Annotated in this window: 25 protein-coding genes; 11 read left to right on the top strand and 14 right to left on the bottom strand. The window is 63.1% G+C overall.

All coding sequences use genetic code 11. The features are described 5' to 3' along the window. Position 1: 1 nt before the first annotated feature. From AACO21_RS01420 to AACO21_RS01385, 8 genes are all read right to left on the bottom strand, one after another. The gene (locus AACO21_RS01420) at positions 2–790 is read right to left on the bottom strand and encodes an ABC transporter permease (protein ID WP_346190689.1); all 789 of its coding nucleotides are present in this window, start codon (positions 788–790) and stop codon (positions 2–4) included. Beyond that, on the bottom strand, positions 787–1,437 hold the full coding sequence (locus tag AACO21_RS01415) for a hypothetical protein (protein WP_346190688.1): 651 nt from the start codon (positions 1,435–1,437) through the stop codon (positions 787–789). Before AACO21_RS01415 ends, AACO21_RS01420 begins: the two co-directional genes overlap by 4 nt. 2 nt (positions 1,438–1,439) lie before the next feature. Beyond that, positions 1,440–2,384: an ATP-binding cassette domain-containing protein gene (locus AACO21_RS01410; RefSeq protein WP_346190687.1), complete on the bottom strand. Its 945-nt coding sequence runs from the start codon at positions 2,382–2,384 to the stop codon at positions 1,440–1,442. Next, the gene (locus AACO21_RS01405) at positions 2,372–3,010 is read right to left on the bottom strand and encodes an alpha/beta fold hydrolase (protein ID WP_346190686.1); all 639 of its coding nucleotides are present in this window, start codon (positions 3,008–3,010) and stop codon (positions 2,372–2,374) included. Before AACO21_RS01405 ends, AACO21_RS01410 begins: the two co-directional genes overlap by 13 nt. 3 nt (positions 3,011–3,013) lie before the next feature. After that, entirely contained in the window at positions 3,014–3,322 is a 309-nt protein-coding gene (locus AACO21_RS01400) for an NAD(P)H-dependent oxidoreductase subunit E (protein WP_346190685.1), read from the bottom strand. 76 nt (positions 3,323–3,398) lie between these two features. Further along, positions 3,399–4,454 (bottom strand): VanZ family protein, encoded by a 1,056-nt coding sequence (locus AACO21_RS01395; RefSeq protein WP_346190684.1) that lies wholly within the window; start codon positions 4,452–4,454, stop codon positions 3,399–3,401. Between the two features lie 45 nt (positions 4,455–4,499). After that, a complete protein-coding gene (locus tag AACO21_RS01390; protein ID WP_346190683.1) occupies positions 4,500–5,990 on the bottom strand; it encodes a sodium:solute symporter family protein in 1,491 nt (496 codons plus the stop codon). Between the two features lie 73 nt (positions 5,991–6,063). After that, positions 6,064–6,717 (bottom strand): RluA family pseudouridine synthase, encoded by a 654-nt coding sequence (locus AACO21_RS01385; RefSeq protein ID WP_346190682.1) that lies wholly within the window; start codon positions 6,715–6,717, stop codon positions 6,064–6,066. Between the two features lie 211 nt (positions 6,718–6,928). Between AACO21_RS01385 and recA the strand changes: the two genes are divergently transcribed. The 8 genes from recA to AACO21_RS01345 are packed head-to-tail and all read left to right on the top strand — an operon-like array spanning position 6,929 to position 12,685. Further along, on the top strand, positions 6,929–7,957 hold the full coding sequence (gene recA, locus AACO21_RS01380) for a recombinase RecA (protein ID WP_346190681.1): 1,029 nt from the start codon (positions 6,929–6,931) through the stop codon (positions 7,955–7,957). Continuing rightward, positions 7,950–8,381, top strand: coding sequence for a recombination regulator RecX (gene recX, locus AACO21_RS01375; RefSeq protein ID WP_346190680.1), 432 nt, complete (start codon positions 7,950–7,952; stop codon positions 8,379–8,381). Before recA ends, recX begins: the two co-directional genes overlap by 8 nt. Next, on the top strand, positions 8,378–9,118 hold the full coding sequence (gene lptB / locus AACO21_RS01370) for an LPS export ABC transporter ATP-binding protein (protein WP_346190679.1): 741 nt from the start codon (positions 8,378–8,380) through the stop codon (positions 9,116–9,118). Before recX ends, lptB begins: the two co-directional genes overlap by 4 nt. A gap of 30 nt (positions 9,119–9,148) precedes the next feature. Next, positions 9,149–10,603 carry an RNA polymerase factor sigma-54 gene (locus AACO21_RS01365; RefSeq protein ID WP_346190678.1) on the top strand — a complete coding sequence of 485 codons (1,455 nt, stop codon included), beginning with the start codon at positions 9,149–9,151 and terminating at the stop codon, positions 10,601–10,603. A gap of 15 nt (positions 10,604–10,618) precedes the next feature. Then, complete coding sequence (gene raiA, locus AACO21_RS01360) at positions 10,619–10,942, top strand: ribosome-associated translation inhibitor RaiA (RefSeq protein ID WP_346190677.1); 324 nt, start codon at positions 10,619–10,621, stop codon at positions 10,940–10,942. Between the two features lie 57 nt (positions 10,943–10,999). Next, on the top strand, positions 11,000–11,443 hold the full coding sequence (ptsN, locus tag AACO21_RS01355; protein WP_346190676.1) for a PTS IIA-like nitrogen regulatory protein PtsN: 444 nt from the start codon (positions 11,000–11,002) through the stop codon (positions 11,441–11,443). A 9-nt stretch (positions 11,444–11,452) separates the two neighbouring features. After that, positions 11,453–12,388, top strand: a complete 936-nt coding sequence (gene hprK / locus AACO21_RS01350; protein WP_346190675.1) for an HPr(Ser) kinase/phosphatase — start codon at positions 11,453–11,455, stop codon at positions 12,386–12,388. Positions 12,389–12,436: 48 nt separating this feature from the next. Beyond that, positions 12,437–12,685, top strand: coding sequence for a hypothetical protein (locus AACO21_RS01345; protein WP_346190674.1), 249 nt, complete (start codon positions 12,437–12,439; stop codon positions 12,683–12,685). Positions 12,686–12,746: 61 nt separating this feature from the next. On the opposite strand, the gene AACO21_RS01340 is transcribed toward AACO21_RS01345, so the two are convergent. Together AACO21_RS01340 and ttcA are read right to left on the bottom strand one after the other, a co-directional pair. Beyond that, complete coding sequence (locus AACO21_RS01340) at positions 12,747–13,616, bottom strand: adenylate/guanylate cyclase domain-containing protein (protein ID WP_346190673.1); 870 nt, start codon at positions 13,614–13,616, stop codon at positions 12,747–12,749. 13 nt (positions 13,617–13,629) lie between these two features. Continuing rightward, entirely contained in the window at positions 13,630–14,493 is an 864-nt protein-coding gene (gene ttcA / locus AACO21_RS01335; RefSeq protein WP_346190672.1) for a tRNA 2-thiocytidine(32) synthetase TtcA, read from the bottom strand. A gap of 98 nt (positions 14,494–14,591) precedes the next feature. On the opposite strand from ttcA, the gene AACO21_RS01330 reads away from it, so the two are divergent. Together AACO21_RS01330 and AACO21_RS01325 are read left to right on the top strand one after the other, a co-directional pair. Further along, on the top strand, positions 14,592–15,749 hold the full coding sequence (locus tag AACO21_RS01330; protein WP_346190671.1) for an SAM-dependent methyltransferase: 1,158 nt from the start codon (positions 14,592–14,594) through the stop codon (positions 15,747–15,749). A gap of 71 nt (positions 15,750–15,820) precedes the next feature. Beyond that, positions 15,821–16,012 (top strand): YjfB family protein, encoded by a 192-nt coding sequence (locus tag AACO21_RS01325; RefSeq protein WP_346190670.1) that lies wholly within the window; start codon positions 15,821–15,823, stop codon positions 16,010–16,012. A 6-nt stretch (positions 16,013–16,018) separates the two neighbouring features. On the opposite strand, the gene AACO21_RS01320 is transcribed toward AACO21_RS01325, so the two are convergent. Beyond that, positions 16,019–16,846, bottom strand: coding sequence for an alpha/beta hydrolase (locus AACO21_RS01320; RefSeq protein WP_346190669.1), 828 nt, complete (start codon positions 16,844–16,846; stop codon positions 16,019–16,021). Positions 16,847–16,893: 47 nt separating this feature from the next. Here AACO21_RS01320 and AACO21_RS01315 point away from each other — a divergent pair, with 47 nt between their 5' ends. Continuing rightward, positions 16,894–17,091 (top strand): DUF2905 domain-containing protein, encoded by a 198-nt coding sequence (locus AACO21_RS01315; RefSeq protein ID WP_346190668.1) that lies wholly within the window; start codon positions 16,894–16,896, stop codon positions 17,089–17,091. On the opposite strand, the gene AACO21_RS01310 is transcribed toward AACO21_RS01315, so the two are convergent. The 3 genes from AACO21_RS01310 to AACO21_RS01300 are packed head-to-tail and all read right to left on the bottom strand — an operon-like array spanning position 17,056 to position 21,254. After that, positions 17,056–18,294, bottom strand: a complete 1,239-nt coding sequence (locus AACO21_RS01310; protein ID WP_346190667.1) for a multifunctional CCA addition/repair protein — start codon at positions 18,292–18,294, stop codon at positions 17,056–17,058. The genes AACO21_RS01315 and AACO21_RS01310 overlap by 36 nt on opposite strands. Before the next feature lie 18 nt (positions 18,295–18,312). After that, complete coding sequence (locus AACO21_RS01305) at positions 18,313–19,275, bottom strand: complex I NDUFA9 subunit family protein (RefSeq protein ID WP_346190666.1); 963 nt, start codon at positions 19,273–19,275, stop codon at positions 18,313–18,315. Positions 19,276–19,313: 38 nt separating this feature from the next. Further along, complete coding sequence (locus tag AACO21_RS01300) at positions 19,314–21,254, bottom strand: transglycosylase SLT domain-containing protein (RefSeq protein ID WP_346190665.1); 1,941 nt, start codon at positions 21,252–21,254, stop codon at positions 19,314–19,316. Position 21,255: the final 1 nt, after the last annotated feature.

The raw sequence follows: 21,255 nt of genomic DNA, 5'->3' as shown, positions 1-21,255 counted from the left end.
TTTACTTGAGCAGGCGGCGCCGGGTCAGGTGCAGCGCCAGCGCGTAGGCTAAGGCTGTCGTGGCGAGCAGCGCCATGATGTGGATCAGCGCGTCGGACGGGATTTCGCCGGCAAGCAGCGGACGCACCAGGGCGACGCCCTGGGCCAGCGGCAGGGCCTGCCCGACGGCGGCAAGCCAGGCGGGCAATTGATCGGTCGGAAAGAACACCCCGGAAATCAGCGTCATCGGCGTGATGAACAGGGTGAAGTAGTACATGAAGAAATCGTAGGACGGGGCCAGCGCGTTCCAGATCAGCCCGAGCGCGGCAAAGGCCAGCCCGGTGAGCACGATGGCCGGCAGCGCCCAGAGCGCGAGCGGACCCTGCACCAGGCCGAGCCCGGCGATGACGACGAGAATGGCGGTACCGGAAAACAGCAATTTGGTGGCCGCCCAGACCAATTCGCCGGCCACCACGTCACCGAGTCCGAGCGGCGTGTTGAGGATGGCCTCCCAGGTTTTCTGCACATGCATGCGCGAGAAGGCCGAGTACAGCGCCTCGAAGGTGGCGGCATTCATCGTCGAGGCGCACACCGTGCCGGCCGCGAGGAAGGCGACGTAAGGCCGGCCATCGATGCTCGGCAGCATGGCCCCCAGGCCGTAGCCGAGGCCCAGCATGTAGATCAGCGGGTCGGCCAGATTGCCGAGAATGGACGGCAAGGCGAGTTTTTTCCAGACGAGGAAATTACGCTGCCAGACGGGAAACCAGCCGGGCCGGCGCCATGAGGATGCGGAGCGAGGGGCGGAAATCATGCCGATTCCTTGAAATGTGCCGCAGCCTGGGCTTCGAGTTGAGCCGCCTGCTCGGCACGCAGGCTGCGTCCGGGCCAGGGGAGCAGACCCGGCACAGCGGCGCGGTAGCGGGCATAGGCTTCGCCGAATTCGGCCAGCAGCTTGTGCTCTTCCAGCCGGCTGCCGATGATCAGATACAGACTCAGGAGGGCCGCCGTCAGCAGGTTGGCTGTATCGGGCGGGCGGGTCCAGAGCAGGACCAGCGCGAGCGCATACCAGGGATGGCGAACGTGCCGGTGCCAGGGCGAAATCCGCAGTCCGCCGACGGTCGACCGTCGGGACAGGCCCAAAAAGCCGGCCATGTCGTAATGGCGGGCCGAACGCATCAGCCCGAGCAGGGCGAGGATGGCCAGACCGTTGAGGAGGCCGCGCAGCCAGGCCGGCTCGGCCCAGAGCAGCGTCCAGTCCCGGCCATGGAGGAGCCAGAGGGCGGGCGCCAGGGTGATCACGGCGATGCTGTTGAAAGCCAGACGATAGCGTGCGCCGAGGGCCGGCCAGCGGCGGCCGAGCGCGCTGCGCACCGAGGTTGCCGCCAGCCCGGAATGCAGCAGGCCATAGCCCAGCCAGCAGAGGCCGAGCCAGACCAGGGCCAGGGTCTCGTCCGCCACGTTCAGTCCCGCAGCTCGCGGCCGGTCAGCTTGATGAACACGTCTTCCAGATTGGACGCGCGATGCACATAGCGCAGCCCGGGCGCCTCGGCCAGTTGGGCGAGCAGCGGGCGCGGCTCATGGCAGTAGAAGAAGGCGGTTTCACCGGCGACTTCAACGCGGGCAGCCAGGCTGCCGTGGTTTTGGGCAAATGCAGCCAGTTGACCGCCGGCCTCGTCGAACACCTCGATGACCTGCGGCTCGATATGTTCGGCAATCAGGTCGCGCGGGCTGCCTTCGGCAATCTTGCGGCCATGGTCGATGACGATCAGCGTATCGGCCAGGCGTTCCGCTTCGTCCATGAAATGCGTGGTCAAAATGAGCGTTTTGCCGGCTGATTTAAGCTGTTTCAGGCGCTCCCAGATCAGATGGCGGGCCTGAGGATCGAGGCCGGTGGTCGGTTCGTCGAGAAAGACGATGTCCGGGTCGTTGACCAGTGCGCGGGCCAGCGTGAGGCGCCGCTTCATGCCGCCGGAGAGCGTGCTGATGCGGGCATCAGCCTTGCCGGTAAGGCCGCCGAATTCGAGCAGCTGCGGGATGCGGGCCCGGATGGCGCTGTCGCTCAGGCCGAAATAGCGGCCAAAGACGAGCAGGTTTTCGGCACAGGTGAAATCGGGATCGAGGTTGTCGAACTGCGGCACCACGCCGACCCGCGCCCGCGCCGCCTGGGCCAGCTCCGGAACGGGATGGCCGCCAAGCTGGATCGTGCCGCTATCAGGGGCGGTCAGGCCCAGACAGAGGCGCAGAGTGGTCGTTTTGCCGGCGCCGTTCGGGCCGAGCAGGCCAAAGCAGCGCCCGGCGGGCACGCTGAAGGAAAGCCCGGCCACCACCTCGGTGCCGGCGTAGGCTTTCCGCAAGGCATCGACGCGCAGCGCATCCATGCCGGTGTGGGCGTTCAGTGCCGCCACGCGCGGGTGATGATGTCGCGAATGACGTGCAGACGGCGGTGGAAGAAGTGATCAGCCCCCGGCACGACGACGACCGGCAGGTCATTCGGCAGCGCCCATTCGAAGACGTTGGACAGCGGGACCAGGGTGTCGTCGGCGCCGTGGATGACGATGGTATCGTGCGGCACGGCCTCGGTATCGTAGTGCCGCGTGCTTTCCACGTAGCCGGCGGCGGTGCCGACCAGTACCAGGCGCTGGGCCGGATGCCCGGCTTCCTGCAGGCGCTTGGCGACGCGGGTCTGGCAATAGGCACCGAACGAGAAGCCGGCCAAGGCCACCGGCAGGTCGCCGCAGCGGCGCTTGGCTTCTTCCAGGACGACGAGCAGGTCCTCTGTCTCGCCCCGGCCCTCGTCATGCACGCCTTCGCTGCCGCCCACGCCACGGAAATTCGGGCGGAAAGCGGCGTAGCCGAGGCTGACGAAGGTACGGGCCAGGGTATAGGCCACCTTGTTGGTGTTGGCGCCGCCGCCCAGCGGGTGCGGATGGGCGATCAGGGCGATGCCCTTGGGCGCATCCGGGCGCTCCATGATGACGTCGATCTTGCCGGCCGGGCCGTCGATCAGGAATTTTTCTTCCGGTGCTTTCATGGCTCAAATCTTCAGACGGTCGACGACTTCGCCGCCAATCAGGTGCTGCTGGATGATTTCTTCGACATCGTCGTTATCGACGAAGTTGTACCAGATTTCTTCCGGGTACACGACCATGACCGGGCCCTGGTCGCAGCGGCCCAGGCAACCGGCCTTGTTGATGCGGACGGCGCCGACGCCGTTCTTCTTCAGTGCGCCAATCCGATCCTTGGCGTAGGCGAAGGCATCCGAGCCGCCGACGTTGTTGCAGCACTGCTCGCCGTTTTCGCGCTGATTGGTGCAGATGAAGACGTGATGTTTGAAGTAGCTCATCGGAAATATCCTGGGCAAAGGTGACGTTGGACCGGATTATACCGGGGCGGTTTCATGTGCTCGCGCGCCGCCTGCTTCAGCGGCGTGCCGTGAGGAAGAGGAACGGCAGGGTCAGGAAAGGCCAGAGGGTGGCGACCAGACGGGTCAGCCCGTTGAAATTCAGGAAGTGTCCCTGGCGCCAGGTGGCCAGGGCCGCGATCGAGTAGGGATTGGGCGGGGCCAGATTGACCAGCACCGTCCCGGCCATCAAGGAGAGGGCGGCCAGCATCAAGCGGGGCGTGGGCGGGAGCAGCATGGCGAAGGCCAGCCCGCCGCCGCCGACCAGCAGGCCCAGACGGGCGCCGGGCGTGAGCCAGGCGAGGGCCTCGGCCGGCGCGATGAGAATGGCAGCGGCCAGCGTGGCCACGATGAGGGCACACAGGATGAAGAGCGGGACCACGGCGTAGGCGATGCTGGCGCGCGCGCACAGCTGACGGGCAATCAGTCCGACCGCCAGCAGGTTGAAGGCGGTCACGCTGGCTTCGATGAGCATGAAACTCTCGGCCGCAAAGGGCACGGCGCCGGTCAACCCGAAAATCTGCCGGACATCGCCCGCGCCGAACAGCAGGGTTTCCGGCGAGAGCGGCACGAGCAGCCAGAGGCCGAGCAAGGTCAGCCCCAGTTCGGCATGCGGCACCGGGGCGATCAGCCGGTGTTCGAGTGCGGTGATGCGGGCGAATACCCGCGGTCCGACCGCATGTGCCCAGAGCGCGCCGAGCAGCCCGCCCAGCGTATTGCAGGCGAGATCGAGATTGGACGGCACGCGGCTGGGCAGCCAGGTCTGGATGGCTTCGAGGCCGCCGCTGACGCCGGCGGAGAGCAGACAGGCCAGGATGGGGGCGGTGAAGCGCCAGGGCAGACGATGCAGGGCCAGGGTCAGGAAGAAACCCAGCGGGACATAAACCGCGACATTGGCGAGCAGGTCAAAGACCGTCCAGTAGCGCGGCCAGCCGCCTTCAAGAAAGGCCCAGGGTGAAATGCCGGTATCGCGCCAGCCGGAAAACGGATGCAGGCTGCCATACACGACCAGCCCGCACCACGCGAGGGCGAGGTAGCGGGCAAGCAGGATGGGGGCGTGTCCGGATCGGGTCATTCCCGGATTTTAGGCGCTTGACGCCGTGGCGTCAGCCGCCAGCGCTCAGTGATGATGCTGGCCGGTGTGGTGCGTTTCGGCGGCCGCCCGATGATGCAGGGCATCGTGGATGTCTTCGACGGGGGTTGGCCGACCGACCCATTGCGGCAGCAGCGAGCCCAGGAACATGCCGATGAAGGACACGCCCAGGCCGATCAATTGCGGCGGCACCAGACTTTCCTCACCGATCAGCAATTCGACCAGCAGCCAGGCGCTCAGCCCGCCCAGGATGGACGCCAGTGCGCCCTGCGTGGTGGCGCGCGACCAGTAGGCACCGACGACGAGCGGGACGAAAGCGCCGGCCAGGGTGATCTTGTAGGCGTTTTCCACCATCTTGAAGATGCTGGCATTGGAATACAGCGCGAACCCGAGCACGATCAGCGCAAAGCCGACGATGGAGGCTCGCATGACCAGCAGGAAGCGGTGATCGCTGATGCCGGGCATGAAGCCGCGCACAATGTTCTCGGAAAAGGCCACGGACGGTGCGAGCAGGGTGGCCGAGGAGCAGCTCATGACCGCCGAGAGCACGGCACCGAAAAAGATGGCCTGGGCGAAGACCGGGGTCTGTTGCAGCACGAGCAGCGGCAAGATCAGTTGAGAGTCGGTCTGCAGCAGGCCGTTGAATTGTTCCGGATCGATCAGCGTGGCCGAATAGGCGATGAACATCGGCACGAAGGCGAAGCAGAAATAGGTTACGCCGCCCAGCACCGAGCCCCAGACCGCGATCTTGGCGGTCTTGGCCGAGGTGACGCGCTGGAAGACGTCCTGCTGCGGAATCGAGCCGAGCATCATGGTGATCCAGGCACCGAGAAAGGCGGTCCATTGCACCGGATCCGCCTCCGGGAAGAAATCGAGTTTTCCGGCCATATCGGCATGCTGGATCACGGCGGCCACGCCGCCTGCATTCCCGGCGACAAACCAGGCGATGAAGAGCATGCCGCCCATGATGATGCCCATCTGGACGAAATCCAGGATGGCCACCGAGAGCATGCCGCCGAAGGTGGTGTAGGTGAGCACGATGGCGGCGCCGAGGATCATGCCGGCGGTCGGGCTGATGGCACCGTCGGTGACGACGCTGAAAACCAGGCCGAGCGCCTTGATCTGGGCGGCGACCCAACCGAGGTAGGAGACGACGATGCAGAGCGTGGTCAGCACTTCAACCGTACGGTTGTAGCGCAGGCGGAAAAAGTCGCCCAGCGTCAGCACATTCATCTTGTACAGCTTGGTGGCGAAGAAGATGCCGCCCAGAATCAGGCAGAGCGAGGAGCCGAAGGGGTCGGCCACGACACCGCGAAGGCCTTCCTTGACGAAGGTGGCCGAGACGCCGAAAACGGCTTCGGCCCCGAACCAGGTGGCGAAGACGGTGGCGGTCACCACGGGCAGCGGCAGATGACGGCCTGCCACGGCGAAATCCTTGGCGCTATGAACGCGGGTGGCAGCGAGCAGGCCGATGCCGATGGAAACGAGCAGGTAAAGGACGACGAACCAGATCAGCATGATGTCGCGCGGTCGACCGGCTTAAGGGGTTGAAAATGCGCGGATTATACGGTGCTGTGCGGCGATCTGGACGTCAAAAAGGCGGGGCGCATTCAAATTGCTGCGGCAGGCCGCTCACCGGGTGAGCAAAGGCGACCTGGGCCGCGTGCAGGAGCAGGCGCTCGGCCCGTTCGTAAGCGATCCCGCCATAGAGGTCGTCGCCCAGGATCGGGTGGCCGAGCGACATCATGTGCACACGCAACTGGTGCGAGCGGCCGGTCACCGGCTCAAGCTCGACCCGGGTGGTCTGGGTGGCGGGCGAACGCTCAAGCACGCGGTAGCGGGTGAGCGAGGGCTTGCCTCGCTCAAAGTCGACCATTTGCCGGGGGCGGTTTGGCCAGTCGCAGATCATCGGCAGGTCAATTTCGCCGACATCCTGCTCAACGATGCCCTGCACGACGGCGATATAGCGCTTGTCCACAGCCCGTTCGCGGAACAGCATCGAGAAGTGGCGCTGCATGGCCTCGCCCCGCGCCAGGATCAGCAGACCGGAGGTGGACATGTCGAGGCGATGCACGATGAGTGCTTCGGGATGGGTCTCCTGCACCCGGTGGATCAGGCAATCGTGCTTGTCCTCGCCGCGCCCGGGTACGGAGAGCAGGCCGGCGGGCTTGTCGGTGATCAGGAAAGCGTCGTCGGTGTATAGGACGGTGGAGCCGGTGGCCGGGGGCGGCGCGTAAACAGTCATCTCGGGAGGGCCCGGCGGTCGACCGGTGCAGAAAGGCAAAAATCCGCTTGCCAGAGGGCCTGCGGATCATGTACTGTACGGATATACAGTATTTGTACTGGGGATCAGACCACACTATACCGTGTCCGGGCCCCGAATGACGAATCAGGCAATTTCTATACCATCCGTGGCCCCTGTGCCATAATCCGCTCAAATTTTCGAGGACTCCCCCATGGACGACAACAAGGCAAAAGCGCTGGCAGCGGCGCTGCAACAGATCGAAAAGCAATTCGGCAAGGGCTCCATCATGAAGATGGGCGAAGCCGATGTCGAACAGGGCCTGCAGGTCGTGTCGACCGGCTCGCTCGGCCTGGACATCGCGCTTGGCGTCGGCGGCCTGCCGCGTGGCCGTGTGGTCGAAATCTACGGCCCGGAATCCTCCGGCAAGACCACCCTCTGTCTGCAAGTCGTTGCCGAAATGCAGAAACAGGGCGGTGTGGCGGCCTTCATCGATGCAGAACACGCGCTTGACCCCTCCTACGCCCAGAAACTGGGCGTCAATGTCGGCGAACTCCTGATCTCCCAGCCCGATACCGGCGAGCAGGCACTTGAAATCGCCGACATGCTGGTGCGTTCCGGCTCGGTCGACATCATCATCGTGGACTCGGTGGCTGCCCTCACCCCGCGCGCCGAAATCGAAGGCGAAATGGGCGACCAGATGGTCGGCCTGCATGCCCGCCTGATGTCCCAGGCCCTGCGCAAGCTGACCGCGAACATCAAGAAGACCAACACCCTGGTCATCTTCATCAACCAGATCCGCATGAAGATCGGCGTCATGTTCGGCTCCCCGGAAACCACCACCGGTGGTAACGCGCTCAAGTTCTACGCTTCCGTGCGTATGGACATCCGCCGTATCGGCGGCATCAAGAAGGGCGACGAGGTGATCGGCAACGAAACCAAGGTCAAGGTCGTCAAGAACAAGGTCTCGCCCCCGTTCCGTGAAGCGATTTTCGACATCCTGTACGGCGAGGGCATCTCCCGCGAAGGCGAAATCATCGAAATGGGCGTGGCTCACAAGCTGATCGACAAGTCGGGTGCCTGGTACTCCTACAAAGGCGAAAAGATCGGCCAGGGCAAGGACAATGTCCGTGAATTCCTGAAGGCCAATCCGGCCATCGCGCAGGAAGTCGAAGCCGGCATTCGCGAAGCCGCTGCAGTGACCGTGATCAAGCCGACCAAGGCTGCCGCTGCCGATGCCTGACCTCCGGGTCAAGGCGCTGCAACTCCTGACCCGGCGAGATCACAGCCGGGCGGAGCTGCACAAGAAACTGGCCCCGTTGGCCGAATCCGAGGACGCGCTGGAAGCCGTCCTCGATGCCTTGCAGGCGGAGCGCCTGCTCTCCGATTCCCGCTTTGCCAGCCAGCGCGCCAGCCAGCGCGGCAGCCGCTACGGCAATGCCCGTCTGCGTCAGGAACTGCGTCAGCAAGGCGTCAATGACGAAGACATTACCGAGGCACTCGATGGCGCGGGTGAAGAGGTGGAGCGCTGCCGTCAGGTGTGGGCCAAAAAATACGGTCGACCGCCGGAAAGTGCGGAAGAACGTGCCAAACAGCTCCGTTTCCTGCAATATCGCGGCTTTTCCGGCGACAGCATTCGCCGGGTGATCAGCGGAGCAGATGAATGAGCATTGCCGATAATGCCGCGACCCTGTCGGCCAACAACCTGAAAAAGCGCTACAAGGCGCGTACCGTCGTCGAAGATGTGTCCTTCCAGGTCCGCTCCGGCGAGGTCGTTGGCTTGCTCGGCCCCAACGGTGCCGGCAAAACCACCTGCTTCTACATGATCGTCGGTCTGGTGGCGGCCGATGGGGGCGAAGTCCAGCTCGACGACAGCCGTCTGACCCATCTGCCCATGCATGCGCGGGCCCGCCAGGGCGTCTCCTATCTGCCGCAGGAAGCCTCCGTCTTCCGCAAGCTCAATGTCGAAGACAACATCCGGGCCATCCTGGAGTTGCAAAACCTGTCCGCCAAGGACACCGACGAGCGTCTGGAAAACCTGCTGGCCGAACTGCACATCGCCCATGTCCGGCACGTCAATGCGGCGGCTCTCTCCGGTGGCGAGCGCCGTCGCTGCGAAATCGCGCGGGCCCTGGCCACCAACCCGCGCTTCATCCTGCTCGACGAACCGTTTGCCGGGGTCGACCCGATTGCCGTGCTGGAAATCCAGAAAATCATCCGTTTCCTGAAGGAGCGGGGCATCGGCGTTCTGATCACCGACCATAACGTACGCGAAACCCTGGGGATCTGCGACCACGCCTACATCATCAACGCCGGTCGCGTGCTGGCGTCTGGACGGCCGAACGAAATCGTCGATAATGAAAGCGTCCGCAAGGTTTACCTCGGCGAGCATTTCAAACTTTGATCCCTCCCCTCGCCTGACACCGACCCATCGATGAAACCTGCTCTCCAGCTCAAACTGTCCCAGCATCTGGCGCTGACGCCCCAGTTGCAGCAGTCGATCAAGCTGTTGCAGCTGTCCACCATCGAGATGAAGCAGGAAATCGAACGCTACCTGCTCGAAAATCCGATGCTGGAACGGGAAGACGATGGCGAGCTCGGCTTTGCCGGTGCCCAGCAGTTTGATGCCCCGGCTAACCGCGAGCAGGAAGCCGAACGGAGCGAGACACCGCCGGCCGGTGAAGAGCGGGAAAGCCTGCCGGAAGGCATGGGCGAAGTCGATGATGATCGTTGGACCAGCGATGCCGGCACCTATTCCGGGGCCGGTCGTGATGAGGACGATGACAGCGACGCCCACGACATTCATGCCGCCACGGTCAGCCTGCGCGACCATCTGGGCTGGCAGTTGGGCATGACTCAACTCTCGGAGCGCGACCGCAGTCTGGTGCGTTTTCTGATCGAAGCGCTGGACGACGACGGTTACCTTTCTGCCTCGCTCGAGGAACTGCTCGAAACCCTGCCGCCGGAATATGAAATCGAGCTTGAAGAGCTCGAAATCGCGCTGCGTCACATCCAGAATTTCGATCCGACCGGTATCGGCGCGCGTACGCCGGCCGAATGCCTGCGCCTGCAGTTGCTGGCCCGGCGCGATGAGCCGGCCTGTGATCTGGCCTTGGTCATCGTCGACAAGCATCTCGAATTGCTGGCAGGCCGTGATTTTGCCCGTCTGAAGAAGTTGACCGGCTGTGACGACGAGACCTTGAAGGCGGCCCACGCCTTGATCGTCAGTCTCGATCCGCGCCCCGGTGCGCCCTATGCCCAGGTCGAAGCCCGCTACATCACGCCGGATGTGATCGTGAAGAAGCTCAAGGGCAAATGGACCGCCTACATCAATCCGGATGCCTATCCGCGGTTGCGCATCAATCGCCTGTACGCCGAAATCCTGGCCAAGCAGCGTCGTGGCAACGGCAACATGACGGCGCAGCTCCAGGAAGCCCGCTGGCTGATCAAGAACGTCCAGCAGCGCTTCGATACCATTCACCGCGTGACCCAGGCCATTGTCGATCGTCAGCGCCAGTTCTTCGAACATGGCGAGGTTGCCATGCGTCCGCTGGTGCTGCGCGAGATTGCCGATATCCTCGGCCTGCACGAGTCGACCGTATCGCGCGTGACGAGTCAGAAATACATGGCGACGCCGCGCGGCATCTTCGAATTGAAGTATTTCTTCGGCAGCCATGTCGCCACCGATACCGGGGGCGCTTGTTCTGCAACCGCTATCCGGGCGCTGATCAAACAGCTGATCGCTGCGGAAGATGGCAAGAAGCCCTTGTCGGATAGTCAAATATCCGAAATACTAGGCCAACAGGGGATCGTTGTAGCGCGACGCACGGTAGCCAAATACCGCGAGTCCTTGAACATTCCGCCTGTTAATTTACGCAAGACCCTGTAGTGAGAGGAGAATTAAATGAATCTGCAGATCGCTGGTCATCACATCGAAGTCACGCCGGCTTTGCGCGAATATGTCGAAAACAAGCTCGACCCCGTTATTCGCCACTTTGACAAAGTTACCGGGGTGAACGTCGTTCTCTCCGTCGAAAAGCTGAAGCAGAAGGCGGAAGTGACCGTGCACGTACCGGGTAAGGACATGCATGTCGAAGAATCCGGTGACGATCTCTATGCTGCGATCGATGCCATGTTTGACAAGCTGGACCGTCAGGTTCAGAAGTACAAGCAGAAGGTGCAGGATCACCACCGCGGCGAAAAGGCCGCCCACCACATGGCTGACTAACAGCCGCCAGGCCGCGTTTCCTTTCGGAAATGCGGCCTTTGTGTTTCTTCGTAGCCCATGAATCCGTTGTCCAATCTCCTGTCGGTCTCCCAGGTTCTCCTTGATCTGGAAGCCGGTAGCAAGAAACGCGTCTTCGAACAGGCAGGTATCCTGTTTGAAACGCATCTCGGCATTGCCCGTTCGGTCATTTTCGACAGCCTGTTTGCCCGCGAAAAGCTGGGCTCCACCGGGCTGGGCCAGGGTATTGCCATCCCGCATGGCCGTATCAAGGGCCTGAAGCAGGCTGCTGGCGCCTTCATCCGTCTGCCAGCCCCGATTCCCTTTGATTCACCCGATGGCCGACCGGTCAATCTGCTTTTCGTCCTGCTGGTGCCGGAACAGGCGACCGAGCAGCATCTGCAGATTCTGTCCGAACTCGCTCAGCGCTTTTCCGATCGTGCCTTCCGTGACGCCTTGGCCGCAGCACCGGATGCCGACTCCATCGTGGCCCTTTTTTCCTGATTGACCTGCGTGCGCCATATTCGTCTCGTCCAGCTTTACGAGGACAACCGCGAAAAGCTCCTGCTCAACTGGATGCAGGGGCATGAATCCGACCGCAAGATCGAACTGCGGCACGCCAATATCTACGGTGCCGATGTCGTCGGGCACATCAACATCATCCACCCGGAACGTTTACAAGTCTTGGGCCAGGCCGAGTATGACTGGGCCTTGCGCATTGGCGAACGGCGCTTCGGACAGATGTTCAGCGACCTGCTTGCAGCGCAACCGCCGGCGGTGATCGTCGCAGACGGTATCGCTCCGCCGGAGTCCCTGGTCGAGGCATGCCGCCTCTCCAATACGCCCCTCCTCTATTCTCCGAAGCCGGCATCGGCCGTCATCGATCTGCTGCGTATTTACCTGTCGGCGCGCTTGGCGGATACGGTCAGTCTGCACGGTGTGTTCATGGACGTCTTGGGCATGGGCGTTCTGATCACGGGTGATTCCGGCGTCGGCAAGTCCGAGTTGGCGCTGGAGCTGATTTCCCGTGGTCATGGTCTGGTCGCAGACGATGTCGTCGAAATGGCCCGGATTGCCCCGACGACCATCGAGGGGCGCTGCCCGGGCATGTTGCGTGACTTCTTGGAAGTCCGTGGCCTGGGCCTGTTGAATATCCGCACCATCTTCGGCGAGACGGCGTCACGTCGGAAGATGAAGCTGAAACTCATCGTTCACCTGCAAAAAACCGTGGCCGGCAGCGATGCGCCGCGTTTGCCGCTGGATGCCCAAACCCAGGAAGTCCTCGGTGTCCCGGTCCGCAAGGTGGTCATACCGGTGGCGGCCGGTCGCAACCTGGCGGTGCTGCTGGAAGCGGCGGTACGCAATACCATCCTGCAATTGCGTGGCATCGACAGCATGCAGGACTTCATGGACCGTCAGCAGCGCATGATGCTTGACGAAGAAGGCTGATTTACCGATAGTCCTGTCGTTCCATCACCCAATTTCAGGAGATCTGTCATGAAGAAACTGCTCGTTTTGTTGGCAATGGCTGTGGCAACTTCGGCATCCTACGCAGCGGATGATTGTGCAGCCCGTGCTGCTGAGAAAAAGCTGGCCGGTGCGGCCAAGAACAGCTTCATGAAGAAGTGTGAGAAGGATGCGATGGGGCCGGCAGGTCAGGCCTGTGAAGCCAAAGCCAAGGAAAAGAAGCTGGCCGGCGCGGCCAAGAACAGCTTCATGAAGAAGTGTGTTGCGGATGCCAGCTGATTTCTGCTGACAGCGCGATGCCAAGACTGGCCACCTGCGGGTGGCCGGTTTCGTTTACGCCCTAACGGATTTCGAATTCCGCACCTTCGACTTCCGGATCGTGATGCGAGGTGCCGAAAGACAGGGTTCCCCGTCCGGTGAGAATATGCCGGTCACGCCGCAGCACGATCTCCGGTTGGCTGCGATAGCGGATGAAGCAGCCATTGGTGCTGGTGTCGATCAACTCGATGCCATGTTCGTGCCATTCGAGGCGCGCATGCATGCGTGAACTCTTGCGGTCGTTGAGGCGAAGCTGGCAACTTGGATCACGCCCGATGGTCAGCACCGGCTGATCGGCATCGATGGTGAACAGCTGCCCTTCGAAGAGCAAGGTCATGCGCCGTTCCCCCTCACTGGTCGTGGCGGGCGGCAGGGGAAGCCAAGGCAGCTGGAAGAGATGCAGCAACTGCTGGTCATCGCGAACCGTTCGCTGCAGGGGGTCGGGTTCGTTGCGCACAAGAGAATGAGCAGGCAGGTGCGCGATCAGTGCCGGGCTGCAAAGAATCTGGTCGCGTCGGGCCATGCCGGCGATACGGGCGGCACAGAGGACGGTGCTGCCGCTCGGTCCATGCGGGGTCATCTCCGTGCCGCCCACGTGCATGCCGACGCGGATACCAAATTGCACGCCTTTGAGCGGCGGGAGATCGGCAATGCGCTGCTGCATTTCAAGGGCTGCCTGGCAGGCATCCTCGGCTTCATCAAAGATCGCCAGCACTTCGTCACCGACCTGATGGGTGATGCTCCCGCCCATCCCCTCGATGACATTACGAATCCGCTTCAGGCAACGGTCGATACCGTGACCCAGGGTGGACTCGTCCAGCCGCTCGTATAGCCGCGCGCTGCCGGCAACGTCGGCAAACAGGATGGCGCAGGTGCGAGGCGTGGCGGTCATGGCGGCGGCAGATTTATCCCATCAGGTTAATCGGGATGGTACCGGACATTGGCATGTCTTCGCGATCAAAAGCAATATCCCCCTCTTCGACCTCGGTGTCGAGCGTGAGGTTGCGGAAGTCGAAGAGGGCGTTGTCGCCCAGGTGGGAGGGCACCACGTTCTGCATGGCGGTGAACACCGATTCCGTACGGCCGGGGAAGCGCTTGTCCCACTCCGCCATCATTTCCTTGATCTTCTGGCGCTGCAGGTTTTCCTGGGAGCCGCAGAGGTTGCACGGAATGATCGGAAACTCCATGCCGCGCGCGTATTTGGCGATATCGGCTTCCGCGCAGTAGGCGAGCGGACGGATGACCACATGGGCTTTGTCGTCGGTCACCAGCTTGGGCGGCATGGCCTTGATCTTGCCGCCGAACAGCATGTTCAGGAAAAGCGTGTGCACCATGTCATCGCGATGGTGGCCGAGGGCGATCTTGTTGCAGCCCAGTTCCTTCGCCGTCTTGTAAATGATGCCGCGGCGCAGGCGGGAGCACAGGGAGCAGGTGGTCTTGCCTTCCGGGATCTTCTCCTTGACGATGGAGTAGGTGTCCGCTTCAACGATCCGGAAGTCGATGCCCAGTCCGCCCAGGTACTGCGGCAGTACGTGTTCGGGGAAGCCCGGCTGCTTCTGATCCAGGTTCATCGCAATCAGGCGGAACTTCACGGGGGCGCGCTTTTGCAGCGCCATCAGCATGTCGAGCAGCGTGTAGGAATCCTTGCCGCCGGACAGGCAGACCAGAATGGAATCCCCCTCCTCGATCATGTTGTAGTCGCCAATGGCTTTGCCAACGCGGCCTTCGAGGAGTTTGCGGAGCTTCAGGAGGGTATTGGAGTGGGTCATGATGCGGATTCGCCGTGTTTTCGGCGGTCGACCGGAAAAAACGGCAAGTTTACCGTGTTTGCGCGGGCTAAAATTGACCTTTTTCCCGAAGCGCACCGATGTCCCTGCCCGACGCCACCCCCGACGCCCTTGCCCACAGTGCCCGTTTGACCGATCTGCTTCGGCGTGAGATCGCCGGCAACGGCGGCTGGCTGCCCTTCTCCCGTTTCATGGAAGGCCTGCTCTATGCGCCGGGCCTGGGCTATTACACGGCAGGGGCGCGCAAGTTTGGTGCGGCGGGCGATTTCGTCACGGCCCCGGGTATGACCGGCCTGTTTGGCCAGGCGCTGGCGCAACAGGTGGCGCAGGTGATGGCGGTATCGGTGCCGAGCGTGCTTGAGATTGGCGCCGGAACCGGACGACTGGCAGCCGACCTGTTGCTCGAACTGGAGCGTCTGGGGCAATTGCCGACCGAGTATTGCATCCTGGATCTGTCGGCCGATCTGCGTGAACGTCAGCAGGCGACGATCGCCGCGGCAGCGCCCCATTTGCTGGCCCGTGTGCGCTGGCTGGATGCGTTGCCGACCCGCTTCAGCGGCGTTGTCGTGGCCAATGAGCTGCTCGATGCCATGCCGGCGGACATCGTGGCCTGGCAGGAAACGGGTATCGCTGTGCGCGGCGTTGGGCTGGATGATGCTGGCGGATTCGTTTGGGCGGATCGTCCGGCCAGTGGCACCCTGCTGGCGGCCGCTGAAGAAATCGGCGCGCAGTGCCAGCTTCCGCCGGGTTTCGAGAGCGAGATCAGCCTGGCCGTGCGGGCCTGGGCGGCCGAATGGGGGCATCGTCTCGATTGCGGTGCCCTGCTGCTCATCGACTATGGTTTTCCGCGCCGGGAGTTTTACCATCCGCAGCGCGGCCGCGGTACGCTGATGTGTCACTACCGGCACCATGCGCATCCCGATCCCTTCTATCTGCCGGGCCTGCAGGATGTCACGGTGCATGTCGATTTCACGGCCGTCATTGCCGCCGCGCACGCCAGCGGCCTCGAATTGCTGGGCTACACGAATCAAGGCCAATTTCTGATCAACTGCGGCATTCTCGACTGCCTGGCCCAGATTCCGGTCGATACGCCGGATTACCTGCGCGCCTCGGCGGCCGTCGGCAAACTCCTGATGCCGCACGAGATGGGCGAACTGTTCAAGGTCATGGCCCTGGGTCGAGGGATTGAGACCAGCTTGCTGGGCTTCACGATGGGCGATCGCTGCGGTCGACTGTAAAAAGCCGGCCAATTTGCCTAAACCGGGTTTCCTGCCTAAAGTGAAAGCATCAACGCACGCAAGGACGCATCATGGACATCGCATCTGTTGGCAGCCTCAGTTCTGCCCTCTCACAAGCCCAGACCGGCGATGCGGTGGGCACGCTGGTCATGAAGAAGGCCCTGGACCAGCAGGCTCAGACAGCGCAGCAGTTGATTGATGCGCTGCCCAAGGTGCCGAGTAATCCGCCGAATCTCGGCAACAGCGTCGATATCAAGGTCTGACGCGCCTTACGCGCGCTGACTGGCAGGTAGCGTATCCAGCCAGTCCTTCAAGGTGGCCGCGACCAGCGGCCATTCTTTTTCGTGGGTCACGGCGTGACCCATCTCGCGGAAAATGTGTGCCGTCTTGCCGTAGGTCTGAGCGGCTGTCTGGACCAGAAAAGCGGGGACCAGCACATCGTGTTCGGCACCAAGAATGAGCATCGGCGGGCGATGCATGGCGGCCAGGTTGGGCAGGTTGAACATGGACATGTCCCAGAGCGCCCGATGCGATTCGGTCTGCATCTGGGTCAGCCAGGTGGCGAGCATGGTTTCATCGACCTCGCCGGCAAACAGGGCTTCGCGCAGGATTTCCGTGTCTGCGTAATTGCCGGCCATGATGCGGTTGATGTCCATGAACAGCTGCGGCTTCTGGAACAGCAGGTGGAACTGGGCGGCAATCAGGCCTTGCGGCGGCACCGAGCAGAGCAGGACGACACCGGCGGCGTGATGACGTTCCAGATATTTCTGAACGACAAAGCCGCCCATCGAGTGGCCAACCAGGACTGGCAGGCTGTCCAGCGTGGCGACGACGCGGTGCAGGTCGTCGACATAGTCGGCAATGGAGTGCCAGTCGATGCGGTCACGCCCGGCGCTGCCGCCATGGCCGCGCAAGGACAGGGCATGACAGGTATAGCCGGCCTGAGCAAGCCAGGGCATGAAGGTTTCCGTCCACATCCAGCCGCCGGCAAAGGCACCATGCACGAAAACAAGCGGCGGCTGGCCGTTGGGTTTGGCTGGATGGCAGGAAAAGACTTCGAGGCCGTCGATGGACTGCGTGGTGATCCGTGGTGTCATGGCGTTGGGGCGTGTTCTAATGGGTGTTTTTGGAAACGGGCCTGTGCATGCTGAAGTGGATCCTGACCCTGGTGATCGCCATTTTCGTGCTCGGCATGTTGAGCCCCCATCTGGCGCGCTTCATTCGTTTTGGACAATTGCCGGGTGATCTGGCCTGCCGGTTCAAGGGGCGTACCTATTATTTTCCCTTTGTCTCGGTCATTCTGTTTTCACTGCTGCTCTGGCTCATCGGCCGGCTGATTTAGCGCCGTCCGCACGGCGGTGATCCGGGCCTCACGGATGCGTTCCGGAATACGCCCGCGCTCTGTGGTGGATGCCGCGATTTTGCCTGCATCGACGCCGTTGACCGCCGCCAGGGCCTGACGCACCAGTGCGGGAGTCTCGTAAGCCTTGTTTTCCCAGCCCAGGCGCCCGGTGTAATCGCAGCGGCAAGCTTCCAGTAACTGTTCGAAGCGCGCTGGCCGGCGCAGGGCATCCGATTTTTCGAAGAGATCGACCAGGGTGGCCGCCCGCAGGGTATCCGCCCGATGAATCAAGCCGTGGTAGCGGGCCATGATCAAGGCCAGGTCGCGGCAGTCGTTGGGCACGCGCAGGCGGGCGCAGAGTGCCGTGCAGGCGGTGACGCTGCGTTCTTCATGGCCGAGGTGACGGGGCAGGATATCGGCGGGTGTGGTGGCCTTGCCGAGATCGTGCGTCAGGCCGGCGAAGCGCACGGGCAGGTCATAGCCATACTGAGCCGACTGATCGATCACCATCAGGGTGTGGATACCGGCGTCGATTTCCGGGTGATAGTCGGCCCGCTGCGGGACGCCGAACAGGGCATCGACTTCCGGCAACAGGCGGGCCAGGGCCCCGCACTCACGCAGCACGCTGATCATGCGCGACGGGCGGGTTTCCATCAGACCTTTGGCCAGTTCCTGCCAGACCCGCTCCGGGACCAGATGATCGACTTCGCCACACGCGACCATCTGGCGCATCAGGACCAGGGTTTCCGGGGCGACCGAAAAATCATGGAAGCGTGCGGCAAAGCGTGCCAGGCGCAGGATGCGGACCGGGTCTTCTGCAAAGGCCGGTCCGACATGGCGGAGGATTTTGCCCGCTAGATCGCGTTGACCGTCGAATGGGTCGACGATGCGTCCATCCGCGCCTTTGGCCATCGCGTTGATGGTCAGGTCGCGGCGGGCGAGGTCCTCGTCCAGCGTGACATCGGGGGCCGTATGGAAAACGAAGCCGTGGTAGCCATGCCCGGATTTGCGCTCGGTTCGGGCGAGCGCATATTCCTCATGGGTCTGCGGATGCAGGAAGACCGGAAAGTCCTTGCCGACCGGGCGATAGCCCGCGGCCAGCATGGCGTCCGGCGTGGCGCCGACGACGACATAGTCGCGGTCGGCGCTGTCACGGCCGAGCAGTTCGTCACGGACGGCGCCGCCGACGGTGTAGATCTGCACGACCGTTGCCCGGGGCGCTTAGCGCCCGGCGCGGAAGCGGAAGCTGTCCAGCTTGCCCTTCGGCGTGCTGCGTCCCACGTAGCTCGGCGCAATGGATTCCAGCGCCGTCGGACGCCAGTTGGCCGGTGCCAGGTTGGCGTTATCGGCCACGCTGTCGACCTGCATGGAGCGCAGGTTGTCCGGCGACAGGACGGGGCTCGGTGCCAGCCAGGCCAGACCGGCCTGCAGGTACGCCCAGCCTTCGGAGAGGGCGATGATGCGGGCCTTGCTGCCGCTCAGTTCGGCGGTGTAATCGACCAGCTCGCGCAGGGTGTAGGTCTTCGGGCCGACGAGTTCGTAAGTCTGACCGACGGTGGCGGCATTGAACAGCGCATCGACGAAGGCATCGGCCACGTCGGCGGCCCACACTGGCTGGAAGCGGGCATGACCGAAGCCGAGCGGGAAGACCGGCAGCTTCTTCAGGGCGCTGGCGAACAGCGACAGGAAGGAATCACCCAGACCGAAGATCACGGACGGGCGGAAGATGGTCACATCCAGAGCGCCCTGAGCGGCCTGCACGAGGGCTTCACCATCACCCTTGGAGCACAGGTACTCGGACGGACCGTTGCTGTCGGCCTTGAGGGCGCTCATGTGCACCAGGCGACGCACGCCGGTGGCCTTGCAGGCGGCGATGATCTTCTTCGGCAGTTCGACGTGGGCCTGAGCGAAATCGTCGCTGTACGGCAGCTTGACGTCGCGGCTGTGCAGGATGCCGACCAGATTGATCACGGCATCGTGACGGCCAACCAGCTCGGTCAGCGTGTCCGGGCAATGGATGTTGGCTTCGATCATCTCGACGCCCGGCTGGATGATCAGCGCCTTCGTGCGCTCGCGGCGGCGGGTCGGGATGGTGACCTCGATGCCACGTTGCGACAGTCGATTGGCGATGTAGGTACCGATGAAACCGCTACCCCCCAGCAACAAGACCTTCTTGATGTCCATGTGGAACCCCGGAAACTTTTATTCGAAAAACTTGAATTTTAAGGCAAATCGGCGTCCTTGGGCGTATCGGACGTGCGCGCCGCGACGACACCCAGGCGAGCCTTGAGCGAATCCGGCTTGCCGTTGAACAGGGCCGAGTAATAAACCGCGTTGCTGAGCACCTTCTTCACGTAGTCCCGCGTTTCGGAGAAGGGGATGGTTTCAGCGTAGATTGCGCCCTCCAGTGCCCAGTCGGCGCGCCATTTGCGGGCGCGACCGGGGCCCGCGTTGTAGGCCGCCGAGGCCAGGACCGGATGGTTATCGAGGTTTTCCAGGACCAGGCGCATGTAGCTGGTGCCAAGCAGCACATTGGTTTGCGTATCGTGCACCTGGCTGTGGTCGTAGTTTTTCAGGCCGATCTTTTTGGCTACCCATTTGGCGGTCGCCGGCATCAGTTGCATCAGGCCGGAGGCGCCCACAGTCGACTTGGCGCTGGTGATGAAGCGGCTTTCCTGGCGCATCAGGCCATAGACCCAGGCGTCGTCGACGGACTGATGGCGTGCCGCAGGCCGGACCTGTTCGCCGTAAGGGGCGAGGAAGCGCAGGGTGTAGTCGTGCTCGTTCTTGGTCCGGTCGGCGGTATTGATGGCGCGGTCCCAGATCTGGTTGGACTTGGCCAGTTGCGCGGCGGCCAGCAATTCGCGGTCGTTCATGCCGCGCAAGGCCCAGTTCCATTCGCGGACGGCTTCGGTTCGCATGTCGAGGCGGAAAAAGGCGAGTGCCCGCCGCAAAGCCGGATTGTCGCGGGCGGCGCGCTGTTCTTCGTTGCTGGGGGCGCTTGCCTTGGGCGGCGGCATGATGGCGCGGCCCAGTTCCTCATCGGCCAGGTTGCCGTAGAAATTGGCCTGGCCGGCGATTTTCTCGAACAGGGCATCGGCATCCGTGGTGCGACCGCCGGCCTTGTGGGCGCGGCCCAGCCAGTAGATCCATTCCGGCTGGCTGGCCAGCGCCGGCGGCATGGCTTCGATGGTGCGATGGACCACGCCCCATTCCTGATTGCGCAGGGCGGCCCGGACTTTCCATTGGGCAGCATCGTCGGAGAGCGGCGTCTTGCCGGCAGCGGCATACCAGGAAAGCGTTTCCGAGAGATGTTTCTTGGCGCCTTGAAGGGCAATCTGGCTCCAGGCCCACTGGCGCTCGCTGTCCTTGAGCTGGCCCTTGATCCGCTCCAGGATCTCGGCAGTGGCGCGAGGATCGCTGGCGGCCTGACGGGCCAGGGCGAAGGCGGTCAGTTCGCGTCCGGCGCGGGTGGCAGCCCAGTTGCTGCCGAGTTTGGCTAGATAGCTGGCCGGGCTGCTGGTGGCCTGTTCAAAGCTGCGGCCATCCGGAGCCTGGGCATCCGGCAGATAGGCCAGCGTGCTGCGGGCCTGGGCCGGGCGGTTGATTTCAATCTGCTTGCGGGCGCGGGTCCAGACATCATCGACGGACAGGCGCTGGGCATTGACCACGGCATCGAGCACCGGGCGGCAGGGTTCCGGGGTTTCCAGCTGGGTCGCCCAGAGCTTTTCTGCTTCATCGAGGACGCTGCGATCGTCGCGGGCCAGGCGGGCCTGCTGGGCGTAGCAGCTGACATCGGGTTCCGGCGCCAGCAGGCGGGGGTATTCCGTGTCGATTTCATTCCATGCCGCGCGCTTACCCAGCCAGCGGACCCAGTCGGCACGCAGCTTTTCGGCGACGTAGGTCTTGTCGTTGCGCTCGAGGAAGGCGCGCAGGCTGGCGCTGTCGCCCTGGTCCATCCACATGCGCAGGCGGTAGTTTTCGGCGTAGGGGGCCAGCTCGTGGTTGCCGAGCTGGCTGGTGGCCCGCTCCAGCTTGTTGCGGTCCCCTGCGCGGAAGGCATCGCGGGCCAGGAGGAAGGCCGTGTCGCGGCTGTCCTGAGCCAGGGTGGAGAACGAGGGCAGGGTCAGCAACAGACCCAGGCAGAGAACGCGATACTTCATG

The organism is Dechloromonas sp. ZS-1, from assembly GCF_039649255.1.
Classification (GTDB): domain Bacteria; phylum Pseudomonadota; class Gammaproteobacteria; order Burkholderiales; family Rhodocyclaceae; genus Azonexus.
Note: the sequence above shows the minus strand (reverse complement) of the source record. Positions and strands in the feature narration are given on the sequence as shown.

What these genes read in the sequence shown, in the direction of transcription:
- ptsN (WP_346190676.1), top strand. Translation starts at nt 11,000, where the DNA reads ATGAATCCGTTGTCCAATCTCCTGTCGGTCTCCCAGGTTCTCCTTGAT.
- AACO21_RS01305 (WP_346190666.1), bottom strand. Translation starts at nt 19,275, where the DNA reads ATGGACATCAAGAAGGTCTTGTTGCTGGGGGGTAGCGGTTTCATCGGT.
- AACO21_RS01345 (WP_346190674.1), top strand. Translation starts at nt 12,437, where the DNA reads ATGAAGAAACTGCTCGTTTTGTTGGCAATGGCTGTGGCAACTTCGGCA.
- AACO21_RS01405 (WP_346190686.1), bottom strand. Translation starts at nt 3,010, where the DNA reads ATGAAAGCACCGGAAGAAAAATTCCTGATCGACGGCCCGGCCGGCAAG.
- AACO21_RS01340 (WP_346190673.1), bottom strand. Translation starts at nt 13,616, where the DNA reads ATGACCGCCACGCCTCGCACCTGCGCCATCCTGTTTGCCGACGTTGCC.
- AACO21_RS01330 (WP_346190671.1), top strand. Translation starts at nt 14,592, where the DNA reads ATGTCCCTGCCCGACGCCACCCCCGACGCCCTTGCCCACAGTGCCCGT.
- AACO21_RS01300 (WP_346190665.1), bottom strand. Translation starts at nt 21,254, where the DNA reads ATGAAGTATCGCGTTCTCTGCCTGGGTCTGTTGCTGACCCTGCCCTCG.
- AACO21_RS01385 (WP_346190682.1), bottom strand. Translation starts at nt 6,717, where the DNA reads ATGACTGTTTACGCGCCGCCCCCGGCCACCGGCTCCACCGTCCTATAC.
- recX (WP_346190680.1), top strand. Translation starts at nt 7,950, where the DNA reads ATGCCTGACCTCCGGGTCAAGGCGCTGCAACTCCTGACCCGGCGAGAT.
- AACO21_RS01390 (WP_346190683.1), bottom strand. Translation starts at nt 5,990, where the DNA reads ATGCTGATCTGGTTCGTCGTCCTTTACCTGCTCGTTTCCATCGGCATC.
- AACO21_RS01400 (WP_346190685.1), bottom strand. Translation starts at nt 3,322, where the DNA reads ATGAGCTACTTCAAACATCACGTCTTCATCTGCACCAATCAGCGCGAA.
- recA (WP_346190681.1), top strand. Translation starts at nt 6,929, where the DNA reads ATGGACGACAACAAGGCAAAAGCGCTGGCAGCGGCGCTGCAACAGATC.
- AACO21_RS01395 (WP_346190684.1), bottom strand. Translation starts at nt 4,454, where the DNA reads ATGACCCGATCCGGACACGCCCCCATCCTGCTTGCCCGCTACCTCGCC.
- AACO21_RS01320 (WP_346190669.1), bottom strand. Translation starts at nt 16,846, where the DNA reads ATGACACCACGGATCACCACGCAGTCCATCGACGGCCTCGAAGTCTTT.
- ttcA (WP_346190672.1), bottom strand. Translation starts at nt 14,493, where the DNA reads ATGACCCACTCCAATACCCTCCTGAAGCTCCGCAAACTCCTCGAAGGC.
- raiA (WP_346190677.1), top strand. Translation starts at nt 10,619, where the DNA reads ATGAATCTGCAGATCGCTGGTCATCACATCGAAGTCACGCCGGCTTTG.
- AACO21_RS01325 (WP_346190670.1), top strand. Translation starts at nt 15,821, where the DNA reads ATGGACATCGCATCTGTTGGCAGCCTCAGTTCTGCCCTCTCACAAGCC.
- lptB (WP_346190679.1), top strand. Translation starts at nt 8,378, where the DNA reads ATGAGCATTGCCGATAATGCCGCGACCCTGTCGGCCAACAACCTGAAA.
- AACO21_RS01420 (WP_346190689.1), bottom strand. Translation starts at nt 790, where the DNA reads ATGATTTCCGCCCCTCGCTCCGCATCCTCATGGCGCCGGCCCGGCTGG.
- AACO21_RS01315 (WP_346190668.1), top strand. Translation starts at nt 16,894, where the DNA reads ATGCTGAAGTGGATCCTGACCCTGGTGATCGCCATTTTCGTGCTCGGC.
- AACO21_RS01365 (WP_346190678.1), top strand. Translation starts at nt 9,149, where the DNA reads ATGAAACCTGCTCTCCAGCTCAAACTGTCCCAGCATCTGGCGCTGACG.